Source organism: Bradyrhizobium ivorense, from assembly GCF_900696085.1.
GTDB classification, from domain to species: domain Bacteria; phylum Pseudomonadota; class Alphaproteobacteria; order Rhizobiales; family Xanthobacteraceae; genus Bradyrhizobium; species Bradyrhizobium ivorense.
Map to the genome: position 1 here is coordinate 534,709 of NZ_CAADFC020000016.1, position 12,870 is coordinate 547,578.

Consider the following 12,870-nt stretch of genomic DNA (forward strand, 5'->3'; position numbering starts at 1 on the left):
AAACGGAGGACGGTGTGAACCTGACGCCACGCGAAAAGGACAAGTTGATGGTGGCCCTCGCGGCAATTGTCGCGCGCGACAGGCTCGCGAGAGGCGTCAAGCTCAACTATCCCGAAAGCATCGCATTGATCGCGGACTTCATCATGGAGGGAGCCCGCGACGGAAGGACGGTCAACGAACTCGTGTCCGAGTGCGGCCGGGTGCTCACGCGCGATCAGGTCATGGACGGCATCCCGGAGATGGTCCGCGAGATCCAGATCGAAGCGACCTTTCCGGACGGGACCAAGCTGGTCCCGGTCCACAGCCCCATTCGATAGGAGTGAACCATGCGCCTATCCCGGATCGCGCGATCCCCAGTCCTTGCGAGGCGCACCGCCATGCACTCGCTGCGGGTGACGTCATGATCCCCGGCGAGGTCATCCCCGGCGCGGGCGATCTCGTCCTGAACAAGGATGCGAAGGTCATATCGATCACGGTTTCGAACACCGGCGATCGGCCGGTTCAGGTGGGCAGCCACTATCATTTTGCCGAAGTCAACGCCGCCCTGGCGTTCGATCGCGCGGCGGTCCTCGGATGCCGGCTCGATATTCCGGCAGGCACCGCGGTGCGCTTCGAGCCTGGTCAATCGCGTGACGTTTCCATGATCCCGTATGGCGGAGCCCGCCGCATCTATGGCTTCAGCGGCGCCGTCATGGGGCCGCTGTCCGCGTCAGGCGACGCCGGCAAGTGACGAATGAGGTAAGCACCGATGGCCTACACCATGAGCCGCGCGGCTTACGCGCAGATGTTCGGACCGACCGTCGGAGACAAGGTCCGCATCGCGGATACCGATCTGCTGATCGAGGTGGAAAAAGACTTCACGGTCTACGGCGAGGAGGTGAAGTTCGGCGGCGGCAAGGTCATCCGCGACGGCATGGGACAATCGCAACGCACGCGCAGTGAGGGGGCGGCCGACACCGTCATCACCAACGCGCTGATCCTCGACCACTGGGGCATCGTCAAGGCCGACATCGCGATCAGGGACGGGCTCATTGCCGCGATCGGCAAGGCCGGCAATCCCGACGTGCAGCGTGGCGTCGACATCGTGATCGGGCCCGGGACCGAAATCATCGCAGGCGAGGGCAAGATCATCACCGCCGGCGGCATCGATACGCACATCCATTTCATTTGCCCGCAACAGATCGAGGAAGCGCTCTATTCCGGCGTGACCACCATGATGGGCGGCGGAACCGGTCCGGCGGCGGGAACGACGGCGACCACCTGCACCCCCGGACCGTGGCACATCCAGCGGATGCTGGAGGCGGCCGACGCATTCCCGGTGAACATCGGGCTGTTCGGCAAGGGAAATGCAAGCGTAGCCGCGGGATTGATCGAGCAGATCGAAGCCGGCGTATGCGGAATGAAGCTGCACGAAGACTGGGGCGCGACCCCAGCGGCGATCGATTGCTGTCTCTCCGTCGCGGACGAGATGGACATCCAGGTCCTGATCCATACCGACTCGTTGAACGAAGGCGGCTTCGTCGAGAGCACGATGGCGGCGTTCAAGGGCCGAACCATCCACACATTCCATACCGAAGGCGCCGGCGGCGGGCATGCGCCCGACATCATCAAGGCGTGCGGCGAGAAGAACGTCATTCCCGCGTCGACCAATCCGACCCGGCCCTACACCGTCAACACCCTCGATGAAGCGCTCGACATGCTGATGGTGACGCACCATCTCGACCGCCGCATTCCGGAAGACGTGGCGTTTGCCGAAAGCCGGATCCGCAAGGAGACGATCGCGGCGGAGGATATTCTGCACGATATCGGGGCGCTCTCGATCGCATCGTCCGACAGCCAGGCGATGGGGCGCGTCGCCGAGGTGATCACGCGCACCTGGCAAACCGCGGACAAGATGAAGCAGCAGTTCGGGCGATTGCCGGAGGAGGCGGGCCAGAACGACAATTTTCGCGCCAGGCGCTACATCGCCAAGTACACGATCAACCCGGCGATCGCGCAGGGCATTTCCGGCTATGTCGGCTCGATCGAGGTGGGAAAGATCGCCGATATCGTGATCTGGGAGCCGGCCTTCTTCGGGATCAAGCCCGACATGGTGCTGAAATCCGGCACCATCGCGGCCGCCATCATGGGCGACCCCAATGCGTCGATTCCAACGCCGCAGCCCGAATATTATCGGCCGATGTTCGGCGCATTCGGCCGCTCCGTCGCGGCAAGCTCGGTGACATTCGTCAGCCAGGCTTCGCTCGACAGGACGCGGCAGCTTGGGCTGGCGAAACGGCTTCTGCCGGTGTCGAACACGCGCGCGATCGGCAAGCACTCGATGGTTCTCAACAGCGCGGTTCCGCACATCGAGGTGGATTCGGAGACCTACGAGGTCCGCGCCGACGGACGGTTGCTCACCTGTCCGCCGGTCAAGGTGGTCCCGATGGCGCAGCGCTATTTCATGTATTGATGCCATGCCGGCACATTCGGAACGCACGATGACTGCCGAGCAATTTGCGCAATTGCCGCAGGCATTGCTGCGACTGCAGAGCTGGCTCTCGCCGTCGTTCCCGAACGGCGCCTACAGCTATTCGCATGGTCTCGAATGGGCGGTGGAGGCCGGCCATATCACCAGCCGCTGCAGCCTCGTTGACTGGCTCGAGGCCGATCTTTGCTACGGCTCCGGCCGCAATGAGGCGATCTTCTTCAAGGATGCCTATCGCTCCGTGAGCGAGGGCCGGGAGGCCGAACTCCCGCAGCTTGCGGAGCTGGCCGCAGCTTTCCGCGGCACGTCCGAATTTGTGCTGGAGTCGGCACAGCAATCGTCGGCCTGTCTTGCGACGCTTCGCCAGGTCTGGCCCGACCGAATCCTCGATGTCTTCGCGCACATGCACTGCGCGCCGGTGCTGGCCGTCGTGCTTGGTGCGCGGTCGGCGCGCGAGCGAATTCCGCTCTGCCTTGCCCTGCCGGCCTTCCTGCACAGCTACGTCGCCAATTTGGTCATGGCGGGCGTGAGGCTGATCCCCCTCGGTCAGACCGACGGCCAGCTTGCGATCGCGGCGCTTGAGCACCCGATCCTCGCCCTGAGTGCCAAGGCAGTCAGCGCGACCATCGATGAGTTGGGGTCGGCGGGGTTCATGGTCGAGCTCGCTTCTATCGCGCACGAAACACAATATACGAGGTTGTTCCGGTCATGAGCACGAACGCAAGCACGATGTCGTCGCCTCGCACGCGGCCCGCTCCATCAAGCCACGGACCGTTCCGTGTCGGCATCGGCGGGCCGGTCGGCTCCGGCAAGACAGCGCTGGTGGAGGCGTTGTGCAAGCATCTGCGGGACTTCTACTCGATCTATGTGATCACCAACGACATCTACACCAAGGAGGATCAGCTGATCCTGACCCGCGCGGAAGCGCTTCCGGCCGAACGGATCGTGGGCGTCGAGACGGGTGGCTGCCCGCATACCGCGATCCGCGAGGATGCCTCGATGAACCTTGCCGCGATCAACGACATGAACGTGAAATTCCCGGCTACCGAGCTCTGCTTCGTGGAATCGGGCGGCGACAATCTCGCCGCCACGTTCAGCCCCGAACTGGCCGACTTGACCATCTACGTGATCGACGTCGCCGCGGGCGAAAAGATTCCGCGCAAGGGCGGACCCGGCATCACACGGTCGGACCTGCTGGTAATCAACAAGATCGACCTCGCGCCGATGGTGGGGGCCAATCTCCAGGTCATGGAATCCGACGCTCGGCGCATGCGCGCCATACGACCCTTCATCTTCTCGAATCTGAAAAGCGGATTGGGCGTGGAGGAGATCGCCGCCTTCATCCTGGAAAAGGGCGGCCTGACCACCATGGCGCTCTGAACAACGTCAGGCCTGCAAGGCCGAAAGATAGCCGGCCGCGCATGCAGCAGCGGCACGGCGCGTCTTCAACCGCGAACGCATCAACAGCCGCGACAGATCTTCAGCTTCCGGTCGAACTCGGCATTGTCGATGCCTTGTTGTTCGTTGAAGATCGACTGGCGACGCTGAGTGGCCTGGTCTTCCGCCGAATTCGGCATGAACTCCTGGCCGCGCGGTTGCACGCGGACATCTTCAACGGCTGCCGGCGGAGGCGCCTTGGCCGATGACGGGTTTGGCGCGGATTCCGCCGCGATTGGCGTGGCGAGGGCGAGAAGCAGACCGGCGGACGGCAGCGTGCATGAAGCAATCGAGGATATCTTCACTGTTCGTCTCCTTTCGGCAGATCGGACGATGTGTGATCCTCGTGGTCATAGAGGCTCTCGACCTCAAACTCTTTCTCCGGATTGTTGCGGCTACGCCGATCTTGGCGAATGCTGCGGTCGAAAGGCGGGAACCGTGGCCCGCCAGGTGCGCGCTGCGAAATGCCGAAAAACAACCCCATGCAAAGTAGCCGGCGGCTACCGGCCTCCGGCAAGATCCGCTTGACACGTCGGGCAACTCAGCGATATTCTTCCAATATTCCGAAATTGCGGCCCGGCTGCGCCAGGCTAGCTCTGCCGGGAGTCGGAGTGCGCGATGGGTAGCGTGAAGCGAAACACGCTGCCGTGGGGATGATTGGGCGATGCCCACAGCGCGCCGCCATGCGCCTTGATGATCGACCGACAAATCGACAGGCCGACGCCCAGGCCGCTCGGCTTGGTCGTGAAGAAGGCATCGTACAGATGCTCGGTCTCGCCGGCCGGCAGGCCGATGCCGACATCAGCCACGGCGACCGCGACGGTCCCCGAGGAGGTCAGCGCCGCGCCCAGGGAAAGAAATCGAGGCCGGTCCTCCGTCGTGGCCATCGCCTCTATCCCGTTCATCATCAGGTTCATGACGACCTGTTGCAATTGCACGCGGTCACCGAGCACGATGTGCGGGCCGACCGCAAGATCCATTCTGAGCACCACGCGTTGCCGGCGGATCTCACTGCTCAACAGCGCCGCGGTTTCCCTGATCGCGTCGATCACGTCGAGCGGCGCTCGCGTCGGCGCCGACTTCCTGGTCATCTGGCGGATGCTCTCCATCACGCCACTGGCGCGATGCGCGTATCCGGCGATGCGCGCTGCCGCGGCGGCGGCTTTGCCGATCTCGGGAGGGTTGCGCGCGAGCCAGGCGCCGCAGGCGCCGGCCCTTGCGGCGATGGCCGTCAGCGGCTGGCGCACCTCATGCGCGATCAGGCTGGTCAGTTCGCCGAACGCGGTGAGGCGGGACGCATGCGCAAGGTCGGACTGCGCCGCCTGCAACGCTTCCTGCGCACGCCTGTAATCGCTCAGATCGATCGTGGTGCCGATGTAACTCCTCAGCCGCGCTGGTTCGCAGGGAGTAGGTCGCCCCACGATATGCAAATGCCGCACCCCGTCCGGACGGACCAGGCGGAATTCGCAATCGAAGACTTCGTCGTTGCGCATCGACGCTTGCACCGTGCTGCGAAGGGCAGCGCGGTCCTCGGGATGGACCATGCGAAAGGCGCCCGCGACGCTCGGCGGCTTTCCGCTGCGGGGATCCGCGCCGAAGATCCGATAGTGCTCGTCGGACCAAATCAATCGGCCGGTACGCGCATTCCAGCTCCAGCTTCCGGTGTGGCTGATGCTCTGTCCCTCGGCCAGAAAGGCTTCGCTGCGCTGCAGGTCGGCGTATAGCCGTGCATTCTCGAGTGAGATCGCTGCTTGCGCCGCGAGCAGGTCAAGCACGATCGTCCGCTGCGGGGTGAATGCGCCGACTGTAACGTTGCTCTCGAGGTAGAGCACGCCGACGAGCTTGGCCTGCGCGACGATCGGGAGGCAATGAAATGAGACCCGCCGTCTTTGCCGCAGGTAGGGATCTGCCGAGAACAGCGCCTTGTTTGCCGGCTCGGCCGAATTGAGGCTCGTTCGGGTCCGGACAACATAGTTCAGTACCGGCTGAGGGAATTGGACGTGACGATGATCGGCTTCCGACATCGTCACGTCGACGCCGCGTGCCGAAAGGTGCGCCTCCGCGGCGATCTTCGGACCGTCATTTCCTACCAGGAACAGGATGCCGCGTTCGGCGGCGGCCTGCTCGATCACGACCTGCATCAAGGTCCGGATCAACGTGCCAAGTTCGATTTCTCCGGACAGCGCGCGAGACGCCTTGAACAGCGCGTTGACGTCGAGCTGCTGCAGCGGCAGGTCGGCAGCGGCAATCGGGATACGCGCATCCGAGGAGGGCAAATGCGGATGGGTGCGCTCGAGTTGCCGGACCTTGGCGTCAGCACCCCACCGTTGGTAGCAGTCGCGTGCAATCGCCAGATAGGAGAGGACCACGGTTCGAATGCCGCGCGCCTCGTAGAACTTCGCCGCGCGCTCGGCGGCGATCGCTTCGATCTGCACGAAGTCGGCCTCTCGGGCCAGGCGGATCGCTTCCTCGTACAGCCGTTCCGCCTCGAGTTCCCGGCCTTCGATGCGCGCGATCTCGGCCGCGAGCAGCGTCAATCGGCCGGCGAAGTTTTCCGTGGCGTGCGCGCAGCGGATGGTGAGCTCGTGCCAATGCTGACGAATGCTTTCGACATGCAACTCGCGTCGCTCTGGCGGTGCTGCATCGTGTGCGGCCGCATGGGCGAGCGCTGCATAGAACCGGTATTCCACCAACTCCAGATAGGCGCGTACGCGCAGGTAAAGCTGGTCGGCCCGTGCGACCAATGCAACAGCAGCATCGTGGTGCCCTGCCAGCACGTTGACCTGGATCCGGTTCACATAATGCATGCAGGCCGTCTGAGGCCAAGCCTCATGCCGGGGATAGACGTCGATGGGACCGGGCTCCTCGAAGCTGCGGTCGTTGTTGTGGCCGATCAGGCTGAGCGCCAGATCTCTTTGCGTCGCCGAGTTTGCGGCCGGCAGTTCGAAACCCGCAGCCTGGTCGAATGCAACGTCCCCTTCTGCATCATTCAAGGCCTCCTGAAGCGGATTGCCGCAGAACAGGCGGATCGATGTCAGCATCCAACTCAAATAGGCGACCCAGGCAAGGTCCCCCGTCGCCAATGCAATATCCCGGCCGCGTCGAACGAACGGCAACGCGGACCGGATCGGCTGAACCCAGGGGATGACATAATAGCCGAATACGGCGATCGCCCGGCCGCTGAATCCGAGTTGCGGCTGCCGCTCCGCCAGCCAAACCCCGAGCTGCGCCAGACGGACGCCGAATTGCGGATCTGCGTAACGGTTGAAGAAAACGCTGAACACGCACACCAGCGGGTAGCAAGCGCTCTCGCAGCTTCCGTGCTGCAGCGTCAGGCGTGCCGCCCCCATGATCACAAGGTGCGACAGGTTGAGATCGGTGAGGAGAGCAGGTGAGACGAGGTCGGCGAACACTGCCATCGCCGTGCGATGGTCGGGGTCGGTCATGGGGGGTAATGCGCGAAGGTCGTCGTCCGACAGCTGCTCGGACAGCATCCGCAGGCGACGGCCTTCCTCGTCCACTTCGCTGTCGGTCGGATGGGGTTGCCAGTCGATCCCGATCAAACGCAAAACATCGAGACAGACGGCAACGGCGCGCGCAAGCTGGCCCTGCATCGAGTAGAGGTTGGACAGAATCCTGGCGACGGCCGCGCTGGCTTGCAGGTTGGCGCAATTCTGCGACAGCAGAAGTAGATGTGCTTCCGCGACATCGAGATGTCCGACCAGGAATTCGCATTCGGCGCGCAGCAAGGCGATTGCAAACGCCCTCTCGCTACAGCGCGGATGCGCGTCGTCGCCGAGCAACTGCTGGGCGATCTCGAGATAGGCGATTGCGGCATTGTAGGCCGCCGCACTCCGTGCGCGCCGGCCGGCCGCAAGGTTGACGGCGATGATGTGTTGCCGTTCGACGTCGTTCGTCACGGCGGTGACGCCGCGATTGAGCTGGTTGGCGACGATGTAAAGTTTCTCGCTCGTCTCGTCCGGAGCTGTTTGTCCTGCCAGCGCCATCCCGATGCGGAGATGCAAAGCGGGCCTGGATTCGGCGGGCGCAAGCCCGTAAGCAGCCTCCTGCACGCGATCGTGCACGAAGGCGTAAGACCTGCCCTTGCGCGCGACGAGACCGGCCTGCAGCGCCGGACGCAGGCTCGCAATGACCTCCTGCATCGACTGGCCGGAGGCGACCGCGAGACTCTCAACCTCGGCGGCGCTGCCCAGCGATGCGAGATCCAGCAGGACCTGCCGCGAACCTCCAGACAGCAGGTTGAGTTTTGCCGCCATCAGATCGGCGACGCTGTCGGTGAGGCCCTGGGCCCGAACGCGGGCGATATCCCACTGCCAGGCGCCCGCACGCGGATCATATGCCAGCAGGCCTTCGTCATTCAGCGTCCGGAGGAACTGGGTGGCAAAGAACGCATTGCCGCCGGTCTTGGCATGAACCAGCTTTGCCAGCGACCGCGCTTCCGCGCGCCCACATTCGAGTGTTTCTGCAATCAAGACCGCAATGTCGAGCGAACTCAGAGGATCCAGCACGACCTCCTCGACGGGCACGCCCGCGGTGCGAATCGTGTCGAGCTGCAAGGTCAGTGGATGGGAGGGGCCGACCTCGTTGGTCCGGTAGGCTCCGATCAGCATCAGGTTCGACACATCGCGCCGAGTGACGAGATCGCCGACCAGATCGACCGTCGCCACATCCAGCCATTGCAGGTCATCCACAAACAGGACGAGGGGGCGGCCGGGGCGGGAAAAGGCCCCGACGAGCCGCCGGAACACGATGCGCAGGCGGTTCAACCGATCCTGGGGCGTCAGGTCCTCGACCGGAGGCTGCCGACCGAGGATCAGCTCGAACGCGGGGATCAGTTCCGTCACAAGATGACCGTTCGGTCCGATCGCCTCGGCCAGCGTTTGCCGCCAGGCGGCAACCTCCTCGTCATCGTAGGTGAGAATCTGGCGCAGCAGCGATGCGAAGGCCTGGTTGAGCGCCGCATAGGGCGTATCACGCGTTTGCTGATCGAATTTGCCGGTCGCGACCAGGGCGCCCTCCGGCGCCAGATGGGATTGAAATTCCGCGGCGAGCGATGATTTCCCGACACCGGAAGGCCCGGAGATCAGCGCAACCACGGTCTGCCCTGACGTGGCGACGCGGTCGTAGACCGTGTGCAGGGCGGCGATGTCATCGGCCCGGCCGTAAAGGGTGCGTGGGATCCGGATGGTGGTGACGGCATCGTACCTGCCGAGGGCGAAACGATGGACGCGCCGCCGGGCGGTCCACTCCGCCAGGCATTCCTCGAGGTCGGCCGCAAGACCCTCTCCGGACTGATAGCGGTCGGCGGGCTCCTTCGACAGCAGCTTGAGCACGATGGCGGAAATCTGTGGCGGCAGATCCGGCATGCGCGCGCTCGGCGCGGGAGGCGCGCGGACGACGTGGCAGTGGATCCACTCCTCGGGCGCAGATGCGCTGAACGGCAGGGTGCCGGTGAACAGCTCATAAAGCGTGACGCCAAGTGAATAGAGATCGCTGCGGGCATCGATCGGCCGGTTCATCCGGCCGGTCTGTTCCGGCGAGATATAGGGCAGCGTACCGGCAATCACGTCTGCGGCGACGCCGTGGGCGGTCTCCTGGGAGGTCTGATGCGTGGCGTTCCCGAATCCGGTCAGGCGCAGGCCGTCGCGCTCGGTGACCAGGAAATTTCCCGGCTTGATGTCGCGATGCACCAGCCTCTGGCGGTGCAGCCTGGCCACGCAGCCGGCCATCCCGACCGCCAGCCGAAGTCGAGCGTCAAGGTCAAGCGGATTGCCGATGCGCCCGGTCAGCGGTTCGCCGCCGGGGTCCTCGAGCACAAGCATCATGTTGTCCTTGTGGGGGATCAACTCGACCGGAAGCACGGCCCAGGCCGGGTCAAGATCGGCGGCCAGGGCGAATTCGTTTTCAAGCTTCTCGAGGCTGCGTATCGTCGGCTGCCGCGGGACGAGGACGAGTTGCGAGCGCGCTCCGCCCCCCGGATCGGCCCGATACAGGATGAACGTATCGTCTGCCCGCAGGCGTTCGACGGCGCATTTCGTGAGGTCAATCATCGATCGCGCATCCTTCGGGAGACGGATAGCGTTGGCGGCGACTGGGTCTCGCCGGCTGCAAAACACCTGCCTTCATCTTCCCGCGCATACCGGACGCAAGAATGCCGTCCGGTCGAGAGGACGCGTTGGTCAGCTCCATCGGCGGGCCGGGCGGTCGGTCACGGACCGGTGGACTCTGGATGTTCGGACACGGGATCAAGCCGGTTACACCCCCGAGCAGAATTCGCAACAGCTGCACATGACACCGGGAGCGATGGCGAAGCTCCATCGACGGACGTCTGAAGGATCACTTTGTCGCGAGAACAACGGCTTTGCGTTCGACAACCAGGATCTCGCGAGCTTCGAAGATCCGATCGGCCAGTTGTTCTGCGGGCAGGGGATTTCCTCTCGTCTGCCTGTAACGAAACGACCCTGCTCCGCGAATTAGCTATGTCGGAGTTGGCTGGACAAACCGTTCGCGAGTAACCTATCTACTCGCCGTATTAGGGTTACTCCACGCCGGAGCCGCTAGCGTGTATGCGACGATATTTGGACCCCACGATGCTGGCTCACCCGCTGACCGCCCCTGGCGCGAATGCACGCGGGCTGCAGCCAGAGCACCCGCCTGAGAGAGTCAACACGGAGCGATGAGGCGACCGGTACGGACGAGGCGACCTGCCGGGAAGCGGGGTGTGCGCCCTCGCGTGTCTTCCCGTTCGGAGCTGGAACAGCAGGTAGCCGAACTCGTTGCACAGCAAGCGGCCGTATCGGAAGTCCTGCGTGCCATTGCCCGCTCGCCAAGCGATCTGCAGCCGATCTTCGACGCCATCCTGGACAGCGCCGCGAGGCTTTGCCGCGGTGACCTCGGCAGCCTGCGTCTGTTCGAGAAAGAGGGCTTCCGTCTGGTCGCGATCCGAGGGAATCCCGACCTCCTCAAGCGGTGGCGGGTGCCGGACCTCGTGGATCACGGCAGCTATGTCGGCGCGTTGGCTGCAAGCAGGATACCGAGCCATATCCCCGATCTGGCGGTCCACGAGGCCTATCATCGCGGTGAGCCGCTCATCCGGGGTGTCGTCGACATGCTCGGCGTTCGAACCATGCTGGTCGTGCCGATGTTCAAGGATGACGATCTCATCGGCACGATCAATCTGGGCCGGATCGGGGTGCGGCCATACACCAACAAGGAGATTGCCCTGTTTACCGACTTCGCCGCGCAGGCCTCCATTGCCCTGGAGAGCACGCGTCGCGAGCGGCAGTATCGCGAATTGCAGCACGAGCTGGCACGCGCGAACCGCGTCGCCATCCTTGGACAACTCGCCGCGTCGATTGCCCACGAACTCAAGCAGCCGTTGACCTCCGTGGTCGCGAGCGGAGACGCCGGCCTGCGATGGCTTGCGAAACAGCCGCCTGGCCTCGAAGAGGCACGGCGTTCCATCGAGCGAGTGCTCGAAGGAGCGCTGCGCGGTGGCGGCATCATCACGGGCCTGCAGGGTCTCACCAAGAAGCAGCCGTCGCGCAGAGAGCCGTTGGATATCAACAGCGCGATTCAGGAGGTGGCTGTTCTCACCCATGGCGAGGCCATCAAGCACGGCGTGAGTGTGCGCACCCGGCTTGCGTCTTCGTTGCCCCATATCCAGGGAGACCGCCTGCAACTGCAACAGGTCCTGCTGAACCTGTTCGTCAACGCCATTCAGGCGATGAGCGGCATCAGTTCAGGTCGCCGTGAATTGCAGGTCAGCACCGAAAGCGTTGCGGAAGGCGTGCGGGTCGGCGTTCGGGATACCGGCCCGGGGTTGCCGCCGGAGTGTCCCCCGCGTCTCTTTGAGCCCTTCTACACAACCAAGGCCGACGGCATGGGAATGGGCTTGGCGATCTGTCGCTCGATCGTTGAAGCGCATGGCGGACGTTTGTCGGCGACCCGGTGCGAGCCGGACGGAGCGCTGTTCCAGTTCACGATTCCGGCCGACCGGGATGAGATGCCCGGCGATGCTGTCGTCGATGAGGACGCGGTCTCCGGCGATTGACCTGACGGGCCGTTCGCAGACCGGCTCGACCCACCGATCACGATCGGAAGGCCCGGACACTCCGCTTCAACGATCGGACTCTCTAGTTGGTCGCTTCCCGTTCGCTGAATGCGATCCAGCGTTCGCTGTTGCTTGCGCGCAGGATATCCTGCTTCAGCAGATACACCGATGCGGACAGCAGCACGATATCCTTCACAAGGAAGAGAAACGGCAGCGTCGCGGCCGGAAAGCCGCCGGCAGGCGCCGCCCAGGCTTCGGGGAAGAACGGGATGATCGTTACCGTTGCCACGTAGGTCGCGCACGAACCGAGCGAACCGAGGACAGCCAGCCTTCTGTTCCAGAACCCCAGCAGCAGCAGCGCGCCGATCAAAAATTCCGCGCTGCCGAGAAAGAACGCCGCGCCGCGTATGCCGAACACCGGATAAAGCCAGAAGATCAGCGGCCCGTGGCTGATGAACGGGATCAGCGCGTGCGCTTCATAGTCGAACCATTTCTGGCAGCTGAAGACGAGGAAGACGATGATCATCGTCGCGCGAACGAAATGATAATCGAAGTCGCCTCTGACGATGTCCAGTTTCGAGAGCTTCGCTATGAGAGCGTCCATGTGAGTGGCTCCAATGCGCCGTCGAACACGGAGTGACGAGCGCCGCTTCGCTTTTCGATGATCAGACATGCGCTCGCGACGGGCGCTGTCCGTCGATCAAGCAATATCAGGGCTCTCGGGGAGGCGCAGCGCGTCCGTTGCCGCGGATTTCGCAATCTTGCGGACTTTCACGCCTGCGCCCGAAGGGAACGAACAGCGACCGGCTCCCTCTCGCGGTCGGACGCCGCGGAGAAACCTATACCAAGGTATGGGTCCTGGCATCACAACCGAGATATTGTTTTGGGGACG

Annotated in this window: 10 protein-coding genes; 6 read left to right on the plus strand and 4 right to left on the minus strand. The window is 63.8% G+C overall.

Features of this window, described 5'->3' with window-relative positions; genetic code table 11:
- Nucleotides 1-14: 14 nt before the first annotated feature.
- The 5 genes from CI41S_RS22400 (at nt 15) to ureG (ending at nt 3,847) form a co-directional block, all read left to right on the plus strand.
- Nucleotides 15-317 carry an urease subunit gamma gene (locus CI41S_RS22400; protein WP_139861615.1) on the plus strand — a complete coding sequence of 101 codons (303 nt, stop codon included), beginning with the start codon at nt 15-17 and terminating at the stop codon, nt 315-317.
- 83 nt (nt 318-400) lie between these two features.
- Nucleotides 401-730 (plus strand): urease subunit beta, encoded by a 330-nt coding sequence (locus CI41S_RS22405; protein ID WP_139861616.1) that lies wholly within the window; start codon nt 401-403, stop codon nt 728-730.
- An 18-nt stretch (nt 731-748) separates the two neighbouring features.
- Nucleotides 749-2,452, plus strand: coding sequence for an urease subunit alpha (gene ureC, locus CI41S_RS22410; RefSeq protein WP_139861617.1), 1,704 nt, complete (start codon nt 749-751; stop codon nt 2,450-2,452).
- 52 nt (nt 2,453-2,504) lie between these two features.
- Nucleotides 2,505-3,179, plus strand: a complete 675-nt coding sequence (locus CI41S_RS22415; protein ID WP_244626633.1) for an urease accessory protein UreF — start codon at nt 2,505-2,507, stop codon at nt 3,177-3,179.
- A gap of 17 nt (nt 3,180-3,196) precedes the next feature.
- Entirely contained in the window at nt 3,197-3,847 is a 651-nt protein-coding gene (gene ureG, locus CI41S_RS22420; protein WP_139862111.1) for an urease accessory protein UreG, read from the plus strand.
- 80 nt (nt 3,848-3,927) lie between these two features.
- Here ureG and CI41S_RS22425 read toward each other — a convergent pair whose 3' ends face one another.
- The 3 genes from CI41S_RS22425 to CI41S_RS22435 form a co-directional block, all read right to left on the minus strand.
- A complete protein-coding gene (locus CI41S_RS22425; RefSeq protein WP_229173040.1) occupies nt 3,928-4,209 on the minus strand; it encodes a hypothetical protein in 282 nt (93 codons plus the stop codon).
- A complete protein-coding gene (locus CI41S_RS22430) occupies nt 4,206-4,388 on the minus strand; it encodes a hypothetical protein (protein ID WP_139861619.1) in 183 nt (60 codons plus the stop codon). Before CI41S_RS22430 ends, CI41S_RS22425 begins: the two co-directional genes overlap by 4 nt.
- A gap of 106 nt (nt 4,389-4,494) precedes the next feature.
- Nucleotides 4,495-9,975 (minus strand): trifunctional serine/threonine-protein kinase/ATP-binding protein/sensor histidine kinase, encoded by a 5,481-nt coding sequence (locus tag CI41S_RS22435; RefSeq protein ID WP_139861620.1) that lies wholly within the window; start codon nt 9,973-9,975, stop codon nt 4,495-4,497.
- A 683-nt stretch (nt 9,976-10,658) separates the two neighbouring features.
- Between CI41S_RS22435 and CI41S_RS22440 the strand changes: the two genes are divergently transcribed.
- Nucleotides 10,659-11,978, plus strand: coding sequence for a sensor histidine kinase (locus tag CI41S_RS22440; protein ID WP_172628140.1), 1,320 nt, complete (start codon nt 10,659-10,661; stop codon nt 11,976-11,978).
- 82 nt (nt 11,979-12,060) lie between these two features.
- Here CI41S_RS22440 and CI41S_RS22445 read toward each other — a convergent pair whose 3' ends face one another.
- Nucleotides 12,061-12,651, minus strand: a complete 591-nt coding sequence (locus CI41S_RS22445; protein WP_347339260.1) for a YkgB family protein — start codon at nt 12,649-12,651, stop codon at nt 12,061-12,063.
- Nucleotides 12,652-12,870: the final 219 nt, after the last annotated feature.